This is a genomic window from Methylicorpusculum sp. (assembly GCF_030651835.1).
Lineage (GTDB): Bacteria > Pseudomonadota > Gammaproteobacteria > Methylococcales > Methylomonadaceae > Methylicorpusculum.
The window spans coordinates 1-23,152 of sequence record NZ_JAUSBX010000023.1; the positions used below are offsets into that span (position 1 = coordinate 1).

20 protein-coding genes are annotated in these 23,152 nt (G+C 46.4%); 4 read left to right on the forward strand and 16 right to left on the reverse strand.

All coding sequences use genetic code 11. The features are described from left to right. Positions 1-543 precede the first annotated feature (543 nt). From Q7V32_RS02865 to Q7V32_RS02885, 5 genes are all read right to left on the reverse strand, one after another. Entirely contained in the window at positions 544-867 is a 324-nt protein-coding gene (locus Q7V32_RS02865; protein WP_304895478.1) for an iron-sulfur cluster assembly accessory protein, read from the reverse strand. A gap of 338 nt (positions 868-1,205) precedes the next feature. Then, the gene (locus Q7V32_RS02870) at positions 1,206-2,309 is read right to left on the reverse strand and encodes a cysteine desulfurase family protein (protein ID WP_304895479.1); all 1,104 of its coding nucleotides are present in this window, start codon (positions 2,307-2,309) and stop codon (positions 1,206-1,208) included. Beyond that, on the reverse strand, positions 2,306-2,794 hold the full coding sequence (locus tag Q7V32_RS02875) for an Rrf2 family transcriptional regulator (protein ID WP_304895480.1): 489 nt from the start codon (positions 2,792-2,794) through the stop codon (positions 2,306-2,308). Before Q7V32_RS02875 ends, Q7V32_RS02870 begins: the two co-directional genes overlap by 4 nt. A gap of 120 nt (positions 2,795-2,914) precedes the next feature. Beyond that, the gene (gene cysE, locus Q7V32_RS02880) at positions 2,915-3,673 is read right to left on the reverse strand and encodes a serine O-acetyltransferase (RefSeq protein WP_304895481.1); all 759 of its coding nucleotides are present in this window, start codon (positions 3,671-3,673) and stop codon (positions 2,915-2,917) included. A gap of 2 nt (positions 3,674-3,675) precedes the next feature. After that, positions 3,676-4,404: an RNA methyltransferase gene (locus Q7V32_RS02885; RefSeq protein ID WP_304895482.1), complete on the reverse strand. Its 729-nt coding sequence runs from the start codon at positions 4,402-4,404 to the stop codon at positions 3,676-3,678. Between the two features lie 94 nt (positions 4,405-4,498). Here Q7V32_RS02885 and Q7V32_RS02890 point away from each other — a divergent pair, with 94 nt between their 5' ends. Beyond that, entirely contained in the window at positions 4,499-5,305 is an 807-nt protein-coding gene (locus tag Q7V32_RS02890; protein WP_304895483.1) for an inositol monophosphatase family protein, read from the forward strand. Positions 5,306-5,505: 200 nt separating this feature from the next. Here the strand turns inward: Q7V32_RS02890 and rimI are convergent, their stop codons facing one another. The 6 genes from rimI to Q7V32_RS02920 form a co-directional block, all read right to left on the reverse strand. Further along, a complete protein-coding gene (rimI, locus tag Q7V32_RS02895; RefSeq protein ID WP_304895484.1) occupies positions 5,506-6,054 on the reverse strand; it encodes a ribosomal protein S18-alanine N-acetyltransferase in 549 nt (182 codons plus the stop codon). A 2-nt stretch (positions 6,055-6,056) separates the two neighbouring features. After that, positions 6,057-6,782 (reverse strand): uracil-DNA glycosylase, encoded by a 726-nt coding sequence (locus tag Q7V32_RS02900; RefSeq protein WP_304895485.1) that lies wholly within the window; start codon positions 6,780-6,782, stop codon positions 6,057-6,059. A 98-nt stretch (positions 6,783-6,880) separates the two neighbouring features. Further along, entirely contained in the window at positions 6,881-8,425 is a 1,545-nt protein-coding gene (locus Q7V32_RS02905; protein WP_304895486.1) for a 2-isopropylmalate synthase, read from the reverse strand. A gap of 245 nt (positions 8,426-8,670) precedes the next feature. Continuing rightward, entirely contained in the window at positions 8,671-9,411 is a 741-nt protein-coding gene (gene pssA, locus Q7V32_RS02910; protein WP_304895487.1) for a CDP-diacylglycerol--serine O-phosphatidyltransferase, read from the reverse strand. Between the two features lie 567 nt (positions 9,412-9,978). Continuing rightward, entirely contained in the window at positions 9,979-11,262 is a 1,284-nt protein-coding gene (locus tag Q7V32_RS02915; RefSeq protein WP_304895488.1) for a PxKF domain-containing protein, read from the reverse strand. A gap of 57 nt (positions 11,263-11,319) precedes the next feature. After that, complete coding sequence (locus tag Q7V32_RS02920) at positions 11,320-13,575, reverse strand: hypothetical protein (protein WP_304895489.1); 2,256 nt, start codon at positions 13,573-13,575, stop codon at positions 11,320-11,322. A gap of 368 nt (positions 13,576-13,943) precedes the next feature. Between Q7V32_RS02920 and Q7V32_RS02925 the strand changes: the two genes are divergently transcribed. After that, complete coding sequence (locus Q7V32_RS02925; RefSeq protein ID WP_304895490.1) at positions 13,944-14,405, forward strand: nucleoside deaminase; 462 nt, start codon at positions 13,944-13,946, stop codon at positions 14,403-14,405. Between the two features lie 213 nt (positions 14,406-14,618). Here Q7V32_RS02925 and Q7V32_RS02930 read toward each other — a convergent pair whose 3' ends face one another. The 3 genes from Q7V32_RS02930 to Q7V32_RS02940 form a co-directional block, all read right to left on the reverse strand. After that, positions 14,619-15,200 (reverse strand): TIGR00730 family Rossman fold protein, encoded by a 582-nt coding sequence (locus Q7V32_RS02930; RefSeq protein ID WP_304895491.1) that lies wholly within the window; start codon positions 15,198-15,200, stop codon positions 14,619-14,621. A 62-nt stretch (positions 15,201-15,262) separates the two neighbouring features. Next, the gene (locus Q7V32_RS02935; protein ID WP_304895492.1) at positions 15,263-15,805 is read right to left on the reverse strand and encodes a hypothetical protein; all 543 of its coding nucleotides are present in this window, start codon (positions 15,803-15,805) and stop codon (positions 15,263-15,265) included. A 40-nt stretch (positions 15,806-15,845) separates the two neighbouring features. Then, entirely contained in the window at positions 15,846-17,672 is a 1,827-nt protein-coding gene (locus tag Q7V32_RS02940) for an autotransporter domain-containing protein (RefSeq protein ID WP_304895493.1), read from the reverse strand. A gap of 378 nt (positions 17,673-18,050) precedes the next feature. Between Q7V32_RS02940 and Q7V32_RS02945 the strand changes: the two genes are divergently transcribed. Next, positions 18,051-19,250 (forward strand): nucleotide disphospho-sugar-binding domain-containing protein, encoded by a 1,200-nt coding sequence (locus Q7V32_RS02945; protein ID WP_304895494.1) that lies wholly within the window; start codon positions 18,051-18,053, stop codon positions 19,248-19,250. A 29-nt stretch (positions 19,251-19,279) separates the two neighbouring features. On the opposite strand, the gene Q7V32_RS02950 is transcribed toward Q7V32_RS02945, so the two are convergent. Both Q7V32_RS02950 and Q7V32_RS02955 read right to left on the reverse strand, forming a co-directional pair. Then, positions 19,280-19,807, reverse strand: coding sequence for a lipocalin family protein (locus Q7V32_RS02950; RefSeq protein WP_304895495.1), 528 nt, complete (start codon positions 19,805-19,807; stop codon positions 19,280-19,282). A 59-nt stretch (positions 19,808-19,866) separates the two neighbouring features. Continuing rightward, on the reverse strand, positions 19,867-21,132 hold the full coding sequence (locus Q7V32_RS02955) for a DASH family cryptochrome (protein WP_304895496.1): 1,266 nt from the start codon (positions 21,130-21,132) through the stop codon (positions 19,867-19,869). A gap of 718 nt (positions 21,133-21,850) precedes the next feature. Here Q7V32_RS02955 and Q7V32_RS02960 point away from each other — a divergent pair. Further along, positions 21,851-22,927, forward strand: a complete 1,077-nt coding sequence (locus Q7V32_RS02960; protein WP_304895497.1) for a fatty acid desaturase — start codon at positions 21,851-21,853, stop codon at positions 22,925-22,927. The last annotated feature ends 225 nt before the right edge of the window (positions 22,928-23,152 follow it).

Here is a 23,152-nt window from a genome sequence, read left to right on the forward strand (position 1 = left end):
TCAATAGTAAAACCGGTAACTACTCGCCCGCTTTGAATTAAGGGTGTAGGTGCTTGATTTCAAAGGACGCATCAATACGTCCCTGTAGCTCTCTGCAACATCCCTGTTGCAGAAGCCTTTTCAATCAACCACCTACACCCACTAAAACTGGAGGGGGTGAGCAGATACGTAAAACCGGATAGTTTAAACGAATGAGAAATTCTGTTGATGAGAAAAAAAGCAGGGGGAAGGCTTTTTGTGGATGTCGATATTTTTCAACGGGCAAAAAAAAGCGGACTCGATGTCCGCTAAAAAAACCCTTGAAACCCTTTAGGAGGTAAGAATGTATAACGCAATACATTTAAGAGTTGAACTGATTCTAAAGGGATTTATTAACTAAGAAAATGTGGCCGATTGCCGCGCGACAGGTTGTCGCAGTCAAAACCCATACCCGGGTGATGTTTTAAGCAGACAGTCAGACGCTGGATAAATTCAGCTGTTACAAATTAAAGGCAGGTTAAGCCTGCCTCGCCAAGACCAAGGGCAAGATGCAGGCAGGTAAACCTAGACTGAAAAACTCTCGCCGCAACCGCAGGTGCCAGTGACCTTTGGGTTGTTAAATTTAAAGGCTTCGTTAATCCCTTCTTTCCGATAATCCAGCTCAATCCCGTCAATCACAGCAAGATCGGCGGTTGATGTGATGACTTTAACGTCAAACTGTTCAAATACAACATCATCTGCATTCAATTGATCGGCATAGTCCAGCGTATAAGCAAAACCGGAACACCCTGATTTTTTAACGCCCAGCTTTAAACCAAGCCCTTTGCCGCGTTTTGACAGTTGTTTTTTTATCTGTTTTGCAGCATTTTCAGTAATAGAAACTGCCATAATTTTCTCCTTTTTGCATTTACTTATAAAAATTATTTAATTCCCGAAAACACTAACCCATCATGATTGAGGATCGACTCGACCCCGACCATGAAAGCAATTTCGCTAGGCGAATTTGTTTCGCTTATGCAACTAATATACTTTCACGGTAATACATGGGGAGTATAGATAGGCTATTTCCGCGTTAGTAGTAGAAAGAACATCAACGCCGTCATTCCAGCATGGATTGCCGGAATCCAGTTCACAAGGACGATAAAGTCCAACACCCATCCGTGACGGGGCGACACAAAACTTTTAACCCGAACATAGCCTAAAAATACCCGGTTTAGCGTGCACTTTCATAGTAGAAAATGGGTTAACCGATTTAGAAAATCATCCACTTCGGCTTCGGTATTATCTTTACCCAAACTGACTCTGATTGCACTTTTGGCCAATTCCGGTGCAATTTTCATTGCTGTCAATACGGGGCTTGGCTTACCGCCGCCACTTGCACATGCCGAACCGCTGGATATTGCAATGCCTTTGGTATCCAGCTGCATTTGCAACATTTCGCCATCAACGCCGTAAAGCCCAAACTGAACCGTATTAGGCAAGCGCTTGTCCGGATGTCCGAAAATGACGGCACCCGGCAATGCCTTCAAACCGCTTTCCAGTCTTTGTCTTAATTTAAGCAGGTGATCAGAACGCTGATCCAATTCAGACTTGGCAATTTCCGCTGCCGCGCCGAAACCAACAATGGCCGCAACATTTTCAGTACCTGGCCTGATACCTTTTTCTTGCCCACCGCCTAATTGCATGGGTTCTAAACTGAGGCCTTTTTCAATAATCAGTGCCCCACAGCCTTTAGGCCCGTATATTTTGTGCGCGGACAACGACAGTAAATGCACCTTGAGCTTGGAAAATGACACCGGCATTTTACCCAGAGCCTGCACCGCATCGCTGTGAACGATGACGTTTTGGCTGCGTAAAGTATCCGCATAGACGGCCACATCCTGAATGACGCCGGTTTCATTATTAGCCAACATAATGGAGGCAAAATCCAGCGGTAATCGACTGACTTGCTCAAACGAAGCTTGCTCAATAAGGCCCCGGGTATCCACATCAAAGGTTTCAACGGCAAAACCCCGGTGTTTTAACCGCATCACAGGCTCGGTCATACAAGGGTGTTCAGTCGCCGAAATGGCAACACGGGACTTGATGGCCGGCACCTGCAAGGCCAGATTATTGGATTCGGTTCCACCGCTGGTAAAAACCACCTGAGCGGGAGTAGTATCAACCAATGCGGCGACTTGCTCTCTGGCGGCTTCTATCGCACTCCGCGCTATTCTTCCGGCTCGGTATAATGCGGACGGATTTGCGTAAAAGGTCGTCAAAAAAGGCATCATGGCTTCCAGCACGCGCTCATCCAGCGGTGTGGTTGCATTATGATCGAAATAGATCATTTATACAGGCTCTGACACCGGTCCATTCTATGCAGCTCAATCACCTTCGCATCCATTTCCTGGCGTTTGGCAACTTCCTTGACATGGTGTTTTTCCAGCAAATCGCCCAAACTGATGCCTTGCAAGTAACCCCTGATCTGATCACTTAAACCCATCCACAGATCATGTGTCAGGCACGCTTTATTGTTCTGGCAATTAGCTTCGCCACCGCACTTGGTTGAATCCAGTTGCTCATCGACCGCCTCGATAACATCGGCGATATTGATTAGGCTGGCATCACGGCTCAGTTTATAACCTCCGCCAGGACCTCTGACACCCGTCACCATGCCTGCTTTTCGCAAACGGGCGAACAACTGCTCCAAATAGGACAAAGAAATGGTTTGACGGGTTGCTATGTCGGTCAGCGTGACGGGATTTTTCTGGCTATGAAACGCCAGATCGAGCATTGCCGTGACAGCATAGCGGCCTTTAGTGGTTAATCTCACAAGCCAATCCTTAAAATAACTAACAAATACAGGCTAATATACTTAACCTAGCAAATTAGTCAACTATCCGGTGCACGTCTTAATCTCCTCCTGTCATTAGACGAATGCATCTGGCTGTCTTTATATTTCGTCCAGTCTATCCCGCTCGTAATCATCCGATTCGGGCATCGGTTTATCGACATACTGAATGCCTGATTCATTCAAGGCTTTCTTCATTGCGTCTATTTGCTGATCCAGGCAATGAATATGCTCAAGCATATGGTTGATGACATGAGCGACAGGATCGCGCATATTGACGGTAGTCCCATAAGCATCAAAATGCAGTTGTTCCGCAGCAGGATCGCAGGGAATTCCGGTTTTTTTCGCCTTGGGCTCAATGGCGCGCGCAGGAATGCCCACCACTGTTGAGCCGGCAGGAACCGCTTTTAACACCACCGAGTTTGAACCAATACGCGCACCCTCACCTATTTCTATGGGTCCCAGTACTTTCGCACCCGCACCGACAACAACACCATTACATAGCGTTGGATGGCGCTTGCCTTTATTCCAAGACGTGCCGCCCAGGGTCACGCCATGATAAAGCGTGCAATCGTCGCCTATTTCAGCCGTTTCGCCGATCACAACGCCCATACCATGATCAATAAAAAATCGCCGTCCGATTTTTGCTCCGGGATGAATTTCTATACCGGTCAGAAATCGGCCCAGATGCGAAATAAAACGGCCTAACCAGCGAAATCCTGATTGCCAGCAATAATGGCTGATGCGGTGGATCAGAATGGCATGAAACCCAGGATAGGCCGTGATGACTTCAAAAACGGTTTGCGCCGCAGGGTCACGGTCAAACACACAGTTAATATTTTCTTTGATTTCATTCAGCATATTTATTGATTTCGCTTGTTGCCTTGCGCCATTTTCAAAATACCCCTCAGGATATCCAATTCTTTTGTATCCAGCTGAATACGGTTATACACCCGCCTCAATCGCCGCATGATGGTTTTTGATTTATCCGGATGCATAAACCCGATATCCGACAAAGCTTGCGCCAGATGCTCATAATAAGATTCCATTTGGTCGGCAGTTGCCAGCGGGATTTCACCTTTATCGCCAATGGCCACATCATAGCTCCGACCGGAGGCAACAAAGAGTTCGTAACAAATCACTTGCACCGCAGCGGCAACATTCAGCGAGCTGTAGTCCGGGTTACAGGGTATTCGCAGCAGGTACTGGCATAAATCCAACTCATCATTTTTCAATCCCGAGCTTTCTCGCCCGAATACGATAGCCACTTTATTATCCAGCGCGTCAATGCTGAGCTTTTCCGCGCACTCTCTAGGCGTGATTTCCGGCCAGCTGATCGTCCGGCATCTCGCACTGGAGCCGATAACAATCTGACAATCAGCAATTGCTTCCTGCAAGGTCGAACAAACGACCGCGGATGCCAAAATATCATCCGCACCTGACGCCCGAGATGTTGCATCCGCACAGGGAAACAATTTCGGCGAAACCAGGACCAGATGCTTCATGCACATATTTTTCATGGCTCGCGCTACGGCCCCGATATTGCCAGGATGACTTGTCTCAACCAACACTATAACGATGTTATCCAACAAAGCTTTGCCTCAACCTTTTAAAAAAGGGGCAAATTTTACCAAAAGATTTGGTATGCTATTCATATTTCCTCAAGCTCTTAAAAAATTCAGACCTATGCATCCAATGCTTAATATTGCTGTGCGAGCAGCGAGAAGCGCCGGCGAGATCATAAATCGCTCAGCTGAAAATGTCGGAAGACTCCAAATTAATTACAAAAGTAAAAATGATTACGCAACCGAAGTCGACCGTATGGCCGAACAGGAAATTATACGTATCATCAAAGCCGCGTTCCCGGAACACGCCATCCTGGCGGAGGAAAGCGGCGAACATGAGGGCAATGATTACGTTTGGATCATAGATCCTCTGGACGGCACCACCAATTTTCTCCATGGTTTTCCTCAATTTGCCGTTTCCATCGCGCTAAAACTCAAAGACCGGATTGAAATTGGCGTCATTTACGATCCCCTGCGTGATGAACTGTTCACTGCAGAACGGGGCGGCGGCGCCATGATGAACAGCCGCAAAATCAGGGTCACGGCTCAGACCAATATGACCGGCGCGCTCTTGGGCACGGGTTTTCCTTTCAAAAACCTGCAGCATATCGATGCTTATCTGGGCATGTTTAAAGCACTGTCAATCGATACCGCAGGGATTCGCAGAGCAGGTGCAGCGGCGCTTGATTTGGCCTATGTTGCATCAGGAAGGCTGGATGGATTTTGGGAAATCGGCTTACAGCCTTGGGATATGGCTGCCGGCATACTGTTAATAAAAGAAGCCGGTGGCGTAGCCACTGATTTTACCTTTAGCGATACGTATCTGGATTCCGGAAATTTGATTGCCGGAAATCCAAAGATGCATCAGCTGATTTATAAAGCCATTGAGCCGCATGTCACCGACAATTTGAAGAAAAAAACCCGTTAGCCCAGCTATTGTCGGCTGCATCGGCGGGCGCCTTACTATCTTTAAGCCTCGGTTAATCCATCAAGGATCTGCATGCTGGTCATGTCATTCAAAACGCTACTGTAACAGGGATGTTGCAGTGAGCTACAGAGACGTATTCACGCGTCCTTTGACGAGCACCCCGGGGCCGAATTTCGATCTACGATGGGTAAGTTAAAGCATTACAGATAATAAAGTTCCAAAGCCATCATCAACGCGTCTTCTCTACCCTCTTCGGCTGGATAATAATCTTTACGTATACCGATTTCGTTAAACCCCGTGTCTCTATAAAGCGCGATAGCATTCGGATTTGAGGGCCGCACCTCCAGGAACACGGTTTCCACCTTGCGGGAACGTGCCACTTCAATCAGATGTTCCAGAATCTTCCGGCCAATACCCTGTTTTTGCTCTTTGTGGTCAACACTGATATTCAATATATGGGCTTCACCCACGGCAATTGAGACAATCCCATAACCCAGGACTTTATCGACATCTTCACAAACCCAGCAACTGTAACCCGCTCTGAAACAATCCCTGAAAATACCATCACTCCACGGAAACGTATAATTGTGTTCTTCAATGGCCAAAACCGTGGCAAGATCTTCGGCGTACATCTTACGTAATCGCATCAGGTCCTTACGGGTGACTGAATCCGGAAATATTTTTGCATAAAACTCCCGATCCGCATCATAGAGAACGAAATCTTTTAAACGCTGTAAATAGACATTCATTGCTAACCCTCGATAGCTTGATAAGTCGCCATAGCCAGTTGAAGATCTTGCCAGGCTTTACGCTTTTCAAGCAAGGATCTAAGTAAATAAGCGGGATGATAAACAACCACCAGCGGTATTCCATTATAATCATGGACCTGACCACGTAACTGTCCAATGGTCTTGTCTGAATTAAGCAAGTTTTGAGCGGCTATTCGCCCCACAGCCAAAATAATTTTAGGTTTTATTGCCGCTATCTGACGCGCCAGATAAGAGTGGCATGCAGCCACCTCATCTTTATGTGGATCTCTATTATTGGGCGGCCTGCATTTCAAAATATTGGTTATAAACACGTCTTCCCTGGACAAGCCTATCGCTCTTAACATTTCCGTCAACAATTGCCCGGCCACGCCGACAAAAGGCAGTCCTTGCTGATCCTCGCTTTGCCCGGGCGCCTCCCCGATGATCATCCAGTCTGCGGCCGGATTTCCGGAACCGAAAACGGTCTGCGTCCGGCTCTCGCACAAATCACATTGACGGCAAACTGCGACTTCATTTTGCAACACTCGCCAAAAATCCAAAGCGTCCGATGTTTCGGGCATTGGGTTAACTAAAGTCGGCTCCTCTTCCGCGCCACCAGCTTGATAACTTATCGGGTCAAGGCCAGACTCACGATCATGGGGAAGCCTGCGCACCCACACATCAATTCCCATCGCTTCAAGGTATTGCAACCGCGTCGTATGATTCACTGCCTAAAGTTACCTTTAATCCTCGTCAGCTTTTAACACCTGAATAAGCGCCTAAAAATAAGGGCGTATAAATACGCCCTTGATCGGTGCCGTCTTGGTCAAACATCGCCCTTTTGAGGATGCCGCCTCTGATTGGGAACATGCAGTTTGTTGACCGCATTAATATAGGCCTTGGCTGAAGCAATCACAATATCGGTATCGGCGCCTAAGCCATTGACGATCCGTCCTGCCTTATCCAGCCTTACCGTCACCTCACCCTGGGCATCGGTACCATTAGTGATGTTATTGACTGAATACAATTCCAAAATCGCTTTCGTGTTGACCACACTCTCAATTGCCTTAAGGCTGGCATCCACTGCCCCGCTGCCTGAAGCACTGCCGGTCAGTTCTTTGTTATCAACGCGCAAGGTCACTTTTGCATGCGGCACTTCACCGGTTTCCGAACACACACTCAAAGCGATTAGCTTAACGTACTCGTCTTCTGCATGAAAACTGACTTCAGTGATCAATGCCTGCAAGTCCTCATCAAAAATCTCATGTTTCTTGTCAGCCAGTTGTTTAAATCGGAAAAAGGCATCATTGAGTTCTTCTTCCGACGTAAATTCAAAGCCGAGTTCGGTCATTCGGCTCTTGAACGCATTACGTCCGGAATGCTTGCCCATGACCATGCGGTTGGCAGCCCAGCCCACGTCTTCAGCGCGCATGATTTCATAAGTTTCGCGGCTTTTGAGTACCCCATCCTGGTGAATACCGGATTCATGCGCAAAGGCATTGGCGCCGACAATGGCTTTATTGGGCTGAACTGGAAAACCGGTAATCGATGATACCAGACGGGAACAGGTCATGATTTCCCTGGTATCCAGCGTCGTATCGCAAGTAAACATATCTTGCCGTGTTCTTACGGCCATCACGACTTCTTCTAAAGAAGCATTACCGGCTCTTTCTCCCAAGCCGTTAATGGTACATTCGACCTGACGGGCGCCGTTCATGACCGCAGAAAGCGAATTTGCGACCGCCAAGCCTAAATCATTATGACAATGCACCGAAAAGACAGCCTTATCGGAATTAGGAATTCGCTTGATCAAATTAGCAATGGTAGCGCCAAATTGCTCCGGCAAACTGTAACCGACGGTATCGGGAATATTCAAGGTCGTGGCGCCAGCATCTATCACAGCTTCCAAAATGCGGCATAGAAAATCCTCTTCAGAACGACCGGCATCCTCGGGCGAAAACTCGACATTATCGGTAAACTGCCGGGCGCGTTTGACCGCTCTTACCGCATACTCAATCACTTGATCCGGATGCATCTGCAGCTTCATTTTCATGTGTATCGGCGATGTAGCAATGAAAGTGTGGATTCTGGCGCTTTTTGCGTCTTTCAGTGCCGCACCGGCTTTATCGATATCCTTATCCAAAGCTCGGGCAAGACCACAAACAGTGCTGTTTTTGATGGCTCTAGCCACCGCTTCCACCGCTTCAAAGTCACCCGCACTCGCCGCCGGAAATCCGGCCTCGATCACATCGACCTTCATACGCTCAAGCGCTTTGGCAATCCTGACTTTTTCATCACGCGTCATCGATGCGCCGGGACTTTGCTCACCATCACGCAAAGTGGTATCAAATATAATTAATTTGTCTTTCATGAGAACTCCGTTCACGAAGCAGCCACCGATGCACTTGCATCGGCTAGGTCAAAAATAGGGGTCAATCAGATGTAATGAGATCAGTTTATGTGCCCGTCAGGGCAGGAGTCTGACCAATAGGCTGGACAACGCGTATAAACCTGCTTTTCCTGAAAAGGAAAAATAGGCAAAGCTTTTGGCGTTGTTGGTTTGAATATTCATGGCATCGAACTATACGCTTTTGTCATATTAGCCTCAAGGCCATTTTAAGATTTTCTGTCTTGTAAACGCCGTTTACGCATCACCAGGGTAATAACCGGACCGGATATCGCATACCCCAGAAACAGCAAGAACAACATTGTTTGTGGCTGCGCCATTATAAAGGCCACGGCCAGCATCACGACTATCGCGACGACAAAAGGTACTTTACCTTTCAAATCAATTTCCTTAAAACTGGAATACCGGAAATTACTGACCATCAACAAACCCGTTGCCACCGTCAATAACATGGCCAAGTATTTAAGCACTTCAATATCGTAACCGTGTTCCAGGGATAACCAGATAAAACCGGCCAGAATGGCTGCGGCCGCAGGACTGGGCAAGCCCTGAAAATAGCGTTTATCGGCTTTTTCAACCTGCGTATTAAAACGCGCCAGACGCAACGCGCCGCCGGCGGTATGGACAAATGCAGCAAATAAACCCAACCTGCCTAATGATGAAAACGCGTACAAATACATCACCAATGCCGGTGCCACACCAAAAGAAACCATGTCCGAGAGACTATCGTACTGAACGCCGAATTCGCTTTGCGTATTGGTCAAGCGAGCAACCCGCCCGTCCAAGCCATCCAGGATCATCGCAACAAAAATGGCCACCGCAGCCGTCTCATAACGCCCTCCCATGGCTGACGTAATGGCATAAAAACCGGAAAAAAGTGCGCCGGTGGTAAACAAATTGGGTAATAAATAAATTCCGCGGCGGCGGATGGATTTTTTTTCTGTAGCCATACTTTTTATCAGTCCTTGCCAAAACACAATGAAACAATTGCGCGAATTATACAATGAGCCGTTAGGCTAAGCCTAAGGAAATACTGAGAATACTGTGCACCTTAAGCTTAAAATCTTACCGGATTTTGATGACACGATTACGACACAACTTATTAGGCTTTGCCAAACAGGTAAACTTTTAAAAATTGGAATGCAAATCAGGTAAACAGGCTCAACAGAAAAACCGGGGAATTCAAGCGTGGGTTATAACAGTAAAAACGTATCGGATAGTGCCGGGCGGCTTGACAAGAAAGGTGTTTTGAAAAAAATGGGACCCGAAGAAATGCCAAGAAAAAAAGCTTATCACCAGAAACCGCCCGAATGACTGTAATGTCCTCATCATTCGGGCTTCACTCATTCATTATTTTTTTTGTATCTGCTCACCCACTCCATTTTTATTGGGTATAGGTGTTTGATTGAAAAGGCTTCTGCAACAGAGAGATAGCAGAGAGCTATAGGGAAGTATTGATGCGTCCTTTGAAATCAAGCACCTACACCATTAATTCAAAGTGGGCGAGTAGTTGCCCATTATTTAAAATCAAACACCACTATTGGCGAAATCGTGCCGCTGTTGAATTCAACATACATCGCCCTGCAGGTATCCTTGTAATTTTTAGGTGTTTTCCAATTGTATTGCCACTGACCATCACCTTTATAGATTAACCCGCTATTACCAGAACCATATTCTTCAACCACATCATGTGGACTATGTTCCGAATTTCCACATTCGATAGGATAGGAATAAAAACCTGCAAAGCTGACACTGTCTTCAATCGGCAAACCGTTTGCATCCGTTAACCGCCATTTAACAGGAACAGTTTGAGCGGCTTTTGCAGAATTGACTAAACCGGCAGTAACAGGCTCATTAAAACCCTCGAATTGATAAGTCACCATAAAGGTAGAACAGGTGGGTGGTGTAGTGATGTTACCTTTATCATCTGTACCGCGCATGCAGACTTTATTGGCACCTAACTGCGTCGCCGGTAATTCTGCGATCACCTCTTCAATGGAGTTATCATAATTACCATCTTGAGCCGTCATGAGCGCCCAGCTGCCGCTGTCATTTAAACTGTATTCCGCACTGATTATATTGCTGTTACCCGTATCAGCATCAGAAACAGTGGCTCGTAGCGTGGTACTTCCGTTCAAAATAGCCGGATTGGGATTAATGCCTATCTGATCTATTTTTGGGCCGGTTTGATCGACATAGCCTACATTGATTTGAACATGGTTGTTATCGCTTCCGGGTTGCTGACCCACCAAAACAATATCACCCTCGACCTCAAAGCTTTCAGTTAGATTTTCTCCAGTGACACTCCAACTGGCACCGGACGCTATACCTTGAAACTTGTTGTTAGAAAGCGGCTCTCCGTTGAGCTTAACATTTTCAAGACTGATTTCATTGACTATATCAGGCCTGGGCGGATGACCATTTCTTTGTACATTGAGAAGAATATAATTTAACTCGCCCAATTCCCCGACATTTTTACTGGTTGAAACAGTACCGCTGGGGGTTTTAATAACCGTTGCCAAATTTCCTGTGCCGGCATCAAAACTGTATTTTATGTGATTGCTGCTACCCCAGCGTACATTAGTAAGTCCGGCGGATGGCAAAGGAATTTTACCGAGAAGAACTCTAGGCATCCCGTTTCCATTTCCATTCATATGCCTATAACGGACGGCGGCTTTGAGATCAGCCCCCTCTATGGCGCCACTGCTAACTTCTGCGGCATAAACATCCATTGAAGAAATCCATACAAGGCTGGTTATAGCGGTTAATTTGAATAAGGAATTCGTTACTGCTTGTTTCATTTAAATTTTTCCTATTGTTGTAATTATTGGGGGTGCACATCCTTGTGCATAATCTCCTTAACGGGAAACGCTGAACGTGCTCAGCGCAATTCGGCTGGTCTTGGCGTTGGATGCATTGAATAAGACCTTGAAGTCCTCTATTTCGGCGTCGATTTCGGTGAATAAATCCTGCGCAAATGAATAGGCCAAAGGCTGATGCAACAATTCGGCTTCAACGCTGTAATTCGCTCCGGATAAACCACTGATGCGATAGCTGATTTCATCGCTGCCGCCCACAAAATCAGGGTCTGTCAACGCATCTCCGGCGACTCTTACATCGGCAGGCGCTGTTGCTTTATTAAAGCCCTGAGGCAGCAAGCGGTTATCTTTCAAATAGGTCATTCCTCGCAACAAGGTATAGGTGACCTGATTTTGGTTATCACCCATAACCGCCTCATACACTTGCACTTGCTCTGGACTGGTGATCAGCTCGTAATGCGGCTCAAAAACGGTTCTATCCTCGTCGGCATCAACACCATTGACACTCCCGTTGGCATTGACTTTTCCTGATTCAAACACGATATTGCCTTGCCCATCCTTGACCGTGACATGCAAAATGACCCGTCTTGAAGGGTAAGCGCTGGGTAACTTATGCCCGGTATTGCTATTAACCTTCAGCTTGAAATCGAGCGTATTACTAACTAAAGAATGGATGACCGGTGAAATACTGGCAGCACTGCTTAACATGGACTGGGTTTTACTCAAGGTTTCAGCAAAATTGGTGGATAGAATGCCCAGTTGCTGCTTGTTTTTATCAAAAACATCCAGCATCAACCGGTTAGCGCCAACAAATTCATGGATGGCGAAGTCGTCTCTACCTTGTAACCACATCGGACGATTGGAGATTGCGACACCATTGGCGCGTGACATATGGCATTGCTGACAGCTTTTGGGAATGGTGCTGGCATAACTACTCTGCTCCCATTCCGTATAGGGCATTTGCTCCGGAAATTCGGATTCCGGAGTCGTGCTCAGGATATTGCCAAATTCATCAACAAAAGGAGTTTTAAGGTTATGGCAGGTTGCGCATAATTTTGATGATTTGACGTGAGCACTAAAGGTTGGCGTATACCCCGTATTCATGATCATGGGATTAGGGAACAGATTGTCATACGGACCGTAAATAGTTTTACTGCCATCAATTTCATACCGCCCGGTAAAGCGCGCCAAAGTACCCAGATTTGTTGAATTTTTAATTTGATGGCAAAGCGTACAACTGACTCCGTTCAGGGCTTCATCATGCCGGGGATGACCGGCATTCAGAAAACCATTATTCAGAATTTCGAAAGGCTCTCCGGCTTGTTTAGCCTCAAAATTAGCCATGGGCGCGTGACAACGAGAACATTTGTCATTGATGATGTCGGCCAAGTGAGGATTACGATTAAGTTCCGAACGAACTTTTGCACGCCAAAACGGATCGCGGGCTGAATTAGCCATCATGGTCGAAGACCAGTCGGTTTCGATTGACACATCCTGACCATTTTGATCGGTGAGTCCGTTATGGCACATCGTGCAGTTCGCGGAGCCTGAAAAATGCTCCGAACTGAATCCTGGATTACCGCCTGAAGCAGGAGGTAAAAGAAAACCGCCACTCGAATTCGTCAGTGTCGTGACACTGAAAGTATCGGACACGCCGCCTATTGTCAGAACGGCGGAGGTTGTAGTGCCGGGGTTGACCGACGACACCAACCGGACCGTAAAAGTGTCGTCGTTGTTAACGTTACCTACTGTTGCGACATAAGCACCGCCATTGATTGAATATAGACCGCCGACGATGCTAATACCGCTTGGAGCGTTAATACCGGAGACAGTCAAATTGCCAGACGTAATTGCTGAACCTAAGGGAACACTTGTTTGATCAACAAAGCTGAATGCATCAGGCGTAGTATCTGTTGCAAAGGGAATCGTTATCGAGCTGAAGGTATCTTTTACTCCGCCGATAGTCAGAATCGTATTTGTCGTCGTGTTATAACTTGCCGAGGACGTGTGCCTCACTTGAATGCGATCACCATTTATTACCGTGCTTTTGGTGCTGGTAAAAGCACCTCCATTTCGAGAATACTGGCCGCCGCTAATGCTGATGGCAGTGGCGGAATTGATGCTGGATATTGTAATCGTATCTGAACTTACTGACGAACTGAGTGGGACTCTCACCTGATCAGTAAAACTAAAAGGAGCCGGAATAGTGTCTTTAGGGGCTGCCTGAATGTTGCCACTGGTTATGATTACACTCAGCCAGATAAAGCGAACTAAAAAGGATAGGATTAAATTCATGGTAATTATCAGGCTAATAAAAAACAATGTTTACTACGCAAACATCAAGCCAGAATTTCCAATCACCATAAGTATATGATTAATTAATTCTATTTAATTTTTGATCCTTCTCGCATAGGAAAAAACAGGTTATATCACACAGTTATTAGGGTATTTAACTGGCTTTTGTTGCAGCACCCTAGATGCAACAAACGACTTGTAACGTTTATAATCAACCAAAAAACAGGGAGCGTCTTATTGCTATCACCTTTAACTCATGTGAAGCGAATGAATGACTATGCCAGCCGTAATTAGCTCGCATAAAGTATTGATTCGATACATTGACAGCGAGCAATAACTTTTCTTTTTTAACCCGAATGATCAATGTTATGAAATACCCAGATATGTTAGCCATCGCGTTTGAAGAAGCGCAGACCGGTTTTGAAGAGAGCGGCGTGCCTGTAGGTGCGGCTTTGTTTGATGCTAATGGTCGTTTACTGGGCCGCGGACGCAATCGGCGCGTTCAGGATAACGATCCTTCCGTACATGGAGAAACTGATGCATTTCGAAAAGCGGGTCGCCAGAAAAACTACCGCGATAAAATTCTGGTGACGACACTGGCTCCCTGCTGGTATTGCTCAGGATTGATCCGACAATTCAATATAGGAACCGTAATCGTCGGCGAATCGGTTAACTTTGCAGGCCATCTGGACTGGCTCAAAGAAGCCGGAGTGAATGTTATTGAATTAAACGATCCCGCCTGCATCGACTTGATGAAGCGATTTATTGAACAATCTCCACAGATATGGTTTGAAGATATCGGTGAATGTGAGCGCAGTGAAAATGCTTAAGAACATGAATAACTGGGGCTGGCTCCTTGGCTTCATGGAGATAAACGATTCGTTGGGACACAATGCAGATTCTGATGACGGTAAGATGATGAACGTGCGTCGTGTCAAACATTAAAACTGCGGGCTTTTTGACTCCCAAGTTGATAGCCCAGACAGTTAAAATCTCAAGCAATTAATCACGGTTATGTCTTGGATCTTCGACAAAGAAGTCAATCAGGTCGTGTTCCTCGCGAGCCAGGTTTCGAGAATCGGAGGCTGATAGCTTGAAAAAGCGTCCAACAAATCAATGGGACAACTTTCAACTCTCAGCAATGACCTGTGTATGGGTTTTACAAATTGCTCTTCTACCGCATGATCTAAAAATGCCGTCAACCCGTCATAGTAGCCAGCGATGTTCAGCAAGCCACAGGGTTTTTGATGAAAGCCCAGTTGCGCCCAGGTCAAAATTTCAAATAATTCCTCAAGTGTTCCAAGCCCTCCCGGAAGCGCTATAAATCCATCTGAAAGATCAGCCATCATCGCTTTACGTTCATGCATGGAGCTGACTATTTTCAGTTCCGTCAGACCCGCATGAGAAACCTCTTTATCGACCAAAGCCTGAGGAATCACGCCCACCACCTCGCCCTGATTTGCCAGAACGGCATCGGCAAGCAGTCCCATGATACCAATACCGGCCCCACCATAAACCAAGCCAATACCACGCTTGACAAGCTCCTGAGCAAGTTGTCGAGCTGCTTGAGCATAGCTGGAACTCTTACCGGGACTTGAACCGCAATAGACGCATAGTCTTTTCATATTTCCTTCGTTTGAGTCAGAAAAACACGATCAAGGCCGCCCATCTGCGAACCTGAAGCGATTTACCACCCGCCCAAGTCCTGAATAGCATCAACCACCATACCGGTACCCACCGATATCATCAAGATGTCCGAGGCCACACGCACATAGCGGTAACCGGACGGTGCGGGCCCCATACCCAAAATAATATCCGAAGGCAGATCGTAAAAGGTAACATTTCGAGGTAGCGGATAGCCGACTCGCCATTTTTTTGCCTGCCCGGGAGGCAGACAACCCTTATTTTTCTTGGCAAGACCCGGAGGACAATGCCCTGAACGGAACTGAGCGGAATAATAATTTCGAACGACGGTGCGGTGTTGGTCACCAAAATACAAATCAGTCCTTACTTTGTTTTTATCGGCGTTTTTGGGGGATTTTTCATGACGACCTTCGGAATTCCCTCTATTGCCTTTATTGCCTTTATCTTCTTTGGATTTACCTTTCGGATTTTGATGCTGACCACCTTCTTTCCAGGTTGGTTTATCCGCTAACACGGTTGTTACCGGCAATACCAATACAAACAGAGACACTAACAGCAGTTTTTTCTTTGAATAAATTCGTTGCATAAAAAGCGCCTTTTAAAGATTAAAACTGAATAATTCCAGTTCAAAACGGAATTCTAACTCCCAATTCCATAGTATGATCGGTTATATCGGTTTGCCCCAAACGATATTCATAGCGAAGGAATCCGGCTCGCCCTTCGGGCAAGGTTAAAGCCAAGGAACTGCCAATATTAAAATAATCACGATCCGGATTATCCGTATGAACAACAAAAGTTCCCGTTCCCGGAGTTGCTTGACTGAAGCGGGCCTGGATAAGTCGTGCATCATCCATGTATTGATGCACCCATTCAAAACGGAAACCGGGCGATAAAATACCCCATGGCATGCTGATCGCTTGCGAGGCCTGGCCGCCGATCGTTGATGTAACCGAATCGATAACCTGTTTATCAAATTCCATGGACAAACCTGCTCCGCCGGTTTCCTGGTAACTATCAACCTGGGTCGTAATATATTCCACCCTTGCATAAGGGTTGATGATGAAATTATGTATCGAAATATCTTTACCAAAACCCAGACTGACTCCGTATTGATCGCCATCGACCTCACTTTGCGCCGAGGTATCTAAGCCGCTGTATTGAATTCGGCGTTTGGTATCGAAATTATGCAGTGCATAACTCATGATCCAGTCAAGATAAAAATCCTGGGGGAAGAAATAGCTGCCGTATGTAGAAAATTCGAAAGCATCGGTTTCCATGCTGCCGTTGCTGCCTTTGTAATTGGTGTTGGTAGCACCGTATCCAAAGGCCGCCCCCAGCACTAAATTATCCGTAAGACTGTAATCGGCCCCGAGGGTGACGGCTTGTCGATCAACTTCAAAACCTTGTTCGTTTCGAGTTTTGTCTTTCTCACCAACATTGAATTGGCCTTTCAGAAAAAACCCTAGCGGGCTGTCACGCAACGGTTCGTCAATCGGATCATCTCCGGCTGCGCCGCCATGAGATTGACCTAAGGCTTTCGCGAGCACTTGCCCGACCGGAATTGATTCGCCATTGATATTGAAGGTGGAATAGCCCAGGAGCGTCGAATTTTGTTTCTGGGCATTACGCAAGTTAACGATACGGCCGTGAATAATCGAAAATTGCTTGTAGCCGAAATCAACCGCCGCTGAGCCTTGAGCCGAAACTTCATCGGGAATCACGGCATTCAGATCAGCATTGCCGATTTCTCCACAGCGCGCCAACAATTCACCGGTTGCGTTATCGCAGGCACTGACCAAACCGTCGTAAATTGATCTCTGATTGGGAGTAAATGAAGGATCCTGCGTTAGATTGGGCGTGGGGTCAGTCGGTTCTGGTTCTGGTTCTGGAGCAATATCGTTATCGGTGATAGTGACGTTTGCCGTATTAACGACGGAAGCTTCATCAAAACTGCAGTTCTCCGATAAATTTTGAATACTCAACTCAATAGTTTCGGTACCCTCAACTACGTCATCATCAACAATGTTTAAATTTAATATAACTGAACTTGAATAAGCACCGCTGAACCCAAGGAAAGGTGTTGAAAAGGAAAATGAACCGCCAGAAATAGCATAGTCAGTCCCTTCGGTTGCCGATCCGCCGGTGGCAACGACAGTCCCACTGATGGAACAAGCACCATATTCTTCAGCTTCAGAAGAAAGCTTCACTCCGATTTGAACACTTCCATCTGCTTCACCATAGCTATAAGAACTGGGATCAAACTCCAGCGTCCAGGCCTCCACCGTAAAGGGGGTCATCGACATCATACTGACTGCGGCCATCAAAACCGGCTTGGAACTGAAAATACGTAAGGGAATAAAATCAGTCAGCCGTTTTTTTAAATGAGCTGGCTGAATTTCGAATAGACCGCTTACTATTGAAGCTTTTCCGGACTTTGCTAATGGTAAAGTCATAATAAATAACCAGGACAAAAACTGAAAGAAATGGGAAAGTAACAATATAAAACAGTTTTCAGTTTCGGACCTGCTTTTTAAATTTTTTCGTCTTATTTAAATCTAGCAAATACCTATAGATTAAAGCATCTGCTCACCCCTCCCATTTTATGGGGTGTAGGTAGTTGATTGAAAAGCCTTCTGCAACAGAGATGTTGAAGAGAGCTACAGGGAGGAGGTATTCACGCATCCTTTGAAATTAAGTACCTACACACTCAATTGAAAGCGGGCGAGTAGTTACTAAATAAGTTTAAAAACCAGCAATATCGGCCTAGGATAGAACTTGAAATCTTTAATTCATCAAAAATTCACCTCACAAAAACAGCATCAATCACCTGAATGAGTAAAATACTTTATGCATGGGAGCTAGGCGGCGGATACGGCCACACTGCGGCTTTTCTTCCGGTTGCTCAGCAATTAAAACAACAAGGGCACGAAGTGCTATTTGTACTCAAAAATCTTGAGTATGCGAGTACATTGCTGGGAAGCGATGGCTTCCCTTATCTTCAAGCTCCTGTTAGCTGGCCGGGTACACAGGTGATGCCGCCCCCGGCTAGCTACCCCGGCATCCTCAAAAATATAGGCTATTCAGATGAGACAGGACTTTATTCAAGAGCGTGTGCCTGGCAAACATTGATTAAATATCTGAGAGCCGATTTATTAATATTGGATCATGCTCCGACAGCGCTTTTAGCTGCGCGTAGCTTAAAGACTCCGCGGGCAATTTTCGGAACTGGCTTTTACTCCCCGCCCCGGTCTAATCCAATGCCTGGCCTGCGACCTTGGCAACCCATTTCCGAAAATGAGTTAATCAGGACGGAATCACTAGTTTTGGGTGTCATCAATTCAGTCTTGCGGCGTCTCGGCGCTGAACCGCTAGCGATGATGGCGGACCTATTCGATGTGGAAGAAAACTTTCTCTGTACGTTTCCTGAACTGGATCATTACCCGCAACGAAACAACGCAATCTATTGGGGTCCGTCACTCTATCAATCCGGCGGACAAGAGCCGCTTTGGCCCAGCATCGGCGATAAAAAAATATTCGCTTACTTAAAGCATGACTATCCGCGACTGGATGATCTGTTACAGCAACTTAAGACTTCCACCCACTCGGTGCTGGTTCATATCCCGGGAACGACGCCTGCATTTATCCAAAGGCATGCCAGTGCCAATCTCCATATTTCTCCGCAACCCGTCAAACTGGCTGAAATAAGCCGGCAGTGTGATCTTGCAATTTGTCACGGAGGGGCGGGGACCTTGGCCGCGTTTCTGTTATCCGGAAAACCGTTACTTCTGCTACCGTTGCAGTTGGAGCAACTCTTGATTTCGCGAAACGTCGCTACTTTGGGGGCGGGGATTTGTGTGGCCTCGGAAATTAAAAAGCCGAATTTCCGAAGCCTGATTTCGGATTTGTTATCTCACCGCAAATACACACAGGTCGCTGAGAATTTTGCTAAAAAATATGCCTTGTTTTCCCCCGGCAAACAGGCGCTTGATATCAGCAATCGTTGCGAAGCGTTAGCAAAACAGACACATTGATGAAAGCCAGCCATCTGCGGTTAATGAGGTTACCACTGATGAGGAACCGTGACTAAATTTTGAGCGTCATAGCCGACGTCTTTCAGAGCACGGGTCGCCGCTGCCACAGCAGAATCGGGATTTTTCCAGTCTCGGGCCATGATCCATAAGTACTTTTGGTCAGGAACCCCAATCACCGTCCAGCTGTAATCCTCAGCTAGCGCCACAATCAGATAATCAAACTTCAAAGGCCAAAATGGCGACACTTTCCAGTGCGCCTGGGTTTTCGTATTGTAAATCCAGCCCTTTTGCGGAAGTGACTTGAGCTCTCCGTTAAAACTGCCCCGGTTATAAGTAAAGTCTATATCGATGCGTTGACTTTCTTCATTCCAGGAGTAAGTCTCGACTCCATTGTGAACTTCTTTTTCAAAAAAAGTGAAGCGGCCTGCCAAGACATACCATTTGCCCATGAATTTGGGAATTTCTACCGCATTGACTGTTTGCACAGGCAACTCCTTTGAAGTGAATGACGAACAGGAACAGAGCATCCAGGCCATTATCAGAATGAGGGTTTTCATAGTGCTGTTCCGTAATTGAAAAAATGATTGGGATTCAGCAAGTATAAGGTCAAAGGTGATTATCCACCCATCCAGCGGCTTACGAATGCATTGTCAGGATCGTAAGTCTGCGCTTGCTTGGTCATATTAAAAGTCCGTTTGCCTCTGGGATCCGTGCCTACCCCGGCCAGATATTGCCAATTCCCCCAGTTACTGGCAGCATCATAATCGATCAATTGCTGTTCAAACCACGCCGCACCGAACCGCCAGTCCACCTGGTATTCATTGACCAGAAAGCTGGCCACAATCTGACGACTCCGGTTTGAAAGCCACCCGGTGTTTTTTAATTGCTTCATCGCCGCATCGACGATAGCGCAGCCTGTTCGGCCGTTAATCCATGCGGTGTAATATTCAGAATAAAAACTGAGCAAAGGATTGACATCACGAACACCCCGCCGATGATACATCCGGGTATCATATTGATAGGCCAGCCACTGGAAATACTCCCGCCACAACAATTCCAGATAGAACCATCCTGTCGACTCGTTAGCCCCTTGCCGTGCTTCAAAGTCTTTAAGCTGGCTGAGCACCCTTCTTGGCGATAAGCACCCCAAGGCCAGCCAGGGGGAAAGCTTGGACGAAAAGTCCCAGCCATCAAATCCATTTCGGGTTTGCTTGTAATTGCTCAAGTGGTTTTCATCAAAATAGTAATCAACCTGTTTTAATCCTGCTCGTTCTCCGCCGATAAACGGCAGTTGAAAGGGGTGGTGTTCCTGCGCTGGCTCGGTCGGCCAGCTATCATCCGCCAGAGCATTTAATTGTTTGGGAAACTTCGGTAATTTACTAACCGCAGAATAGGGCGCAATCGGGCAAACTGATTCCAACTGCTTTTTAAAGGGAGTATAGCTAGCCGGTAAGTCCGATAATGGAAACGGCAGTTGTTGTTCTGCAAATAACGTAAAACTCTCACTTTCAAACCACTCGACATTTAACGCGGCTTTAAGTTGCCGTATTTGACGCCGTTCAAAACTGCCGGGATGCTTTTGTAGCGATATGCGGGTGATGCCCAATTGCTCGACGAGTTCCTTGATAATTGTCTGCGGATTCCCGTATTTAATCAACAGACGCTGTCCGATACGCTGTAAAGAGTCTGATAACTCAGCCACTGCCTGTTCCAGAAAAACCTGTCGAAATGGCCCTAATGGCCTTGTCTGCCATAGCGTCGGCTGAAACCACTGCTCATCGATAATGAAAACACAGGTCAGCGATTTAGAGTAATCGCTGGTCAGCAAAGCCTGCTGGTCATGTAGCCGTAAATCATAGCGAAACCAATGAAGTTGCTGCATGTACAAAGCTCCTTAAGACCACATAAAAAAAGTATACCTATCATAGATCGAAATTCAGCACCGGGGTGTCCGTCAAAGGACGCCGTAACTGCATCCATGTAGGCTCCATGCCAGTATCCAGGCTGGCAAAGCCTTTGCCGAACACCCCTTGCTTCCTTGGGCACTGCCAAAATTGAAGTGCGAAAGGTAAAACCAGGAAAGAGACCATTCGTGAGGTAACCGTTACATGCAGGATAACCTTAGTCTTGAATCAGTCAACTGAACCCTTGAAACACTTCTGTTATCCGGGTATTTCTTACCTGCGTCTTAATGTTACGGTCAATGGCTACATGACTTGCTAATGACTGTTACCATCAAAGGCCGGTTTAATTTAATTTCAGTATCAGGTGAACTTTCCTGATCATCCATCTCACTAACAGTCAGTTATCGAAAATGCCAGCATTTTTTAGATAGCCGCCGTTCCGCCATCCGGTTTAATCAATCGCGTTGACACAAGCGTATCGTTTGAAGTTTTTTGTAAATTCCCCGTCCGCTTCTTTAACCTTCAGCCCACCCGGCCTTCTATTACCCGCCTGAATAGCAGGATAACCAAGCTATTCCAATTAATAACCTCAGCCGAATCATCCAACAATAGCCTTCAACTCTGAGCCATTGACTTGATACGAACGAGCGTTGCTTTGCCCAATTACCGTTTTATTTTTAATGAGTCAAGTCAGTTATGTCACAACAAGTACCCCCGCCCGACACCTTATTCCCGCACTATCGCCAAAATATCCAGGATTTTCGTCAAGATTTAATCAAGAGGGTATCGAAGTATGCACAACCGGATGTTCGCAAAGCCTTTTGGCAAGTTGCTAACACCTTATTGCCTTATATGGGTTTATGGGCATTGATGATTGCAACAGTTGTCTACGAATGGCCATTCTGGACCACTTTATTGTTAACCATCCCGGCTGCCGGTTTTCTGGTACGCCTTTTCATTCTTTTCCACGATTGTTGCCATGGCGCCTTTTTCCCCTCCCGTTCAGCCAATAGGGTATTAGGATACATTACCGGAATCCTGACCTTCACCCCTTTTGAAGACTGGCAGCGCACCCATATTATCCACCATGGCGCATCCGGCAATCTGGACCGGCGTGGTGTAGGCGATGTCTGGACCTTGACTGTCGATGAATATCTGTTCGCATCCCGAATCAAACGACTGGGCTATCGATTGTTTCGCAATCCTTTGATTTTATTCAGCGTCGTACCTCTGTTCTTATTTTTGATTATTCAGCGCTTTCCCAGCCCAGGAGCAAAAAAACGCGAACGGAGCAGCGTGATTTATACCAATCTGGCCATTGCTGCGATCATTATAGTGATGAGCTTGACCTTGGGATTTAAGACTTACCTGCTGATTCAACTTCCGGTGATCTTTATGGCGGCAACGACCGGCATGTGGTTATTTTATGTTCAGCATCAATATGAAGACGTTTATTGGGCGCGTCAGCAACACTGGGATCTGATCAGTTCAGGGCTGGAAGGAAGTTCTTACTACAAGCTACCCAAAGTACTGCAGTGGATAGCGGGCAATATTGGCCTGCATCATATTCATCATGTCAGAGCCAATATTCCCAACTATAACCTGCAACGCTGCCAGAACGAAGTGCCCCTATTGCAAACGGTAAAGCCTCTGACTTTGCTGGAAAGCTTCAAGTCGCTCTGGTTGAATTTATGGGACGAAGAAAAACAAAAACTGGTCAGTTTCTATTCAATCAGAATGTTGCCTCGCTCAAATTGCCCACATTCTTTCTAAAAAAACGCATAAACCGTTACTGTGAAAGTATATTTGTTGCGTAAGAGCAAACAAATGCGCTCAGCGACAGTGCTTTCATGTTCGGGGGATCTTCAATTATGATGGGTTGAATTCTCCCATTATTAAAACGAACCTCATCTATAACGTGCTCGCCTGCATCCGCTGAAAATCACGGAAACGGAGCGGTAGCGAAGTGATGATTTTTAGTCCCCGATAGCCGTAGCG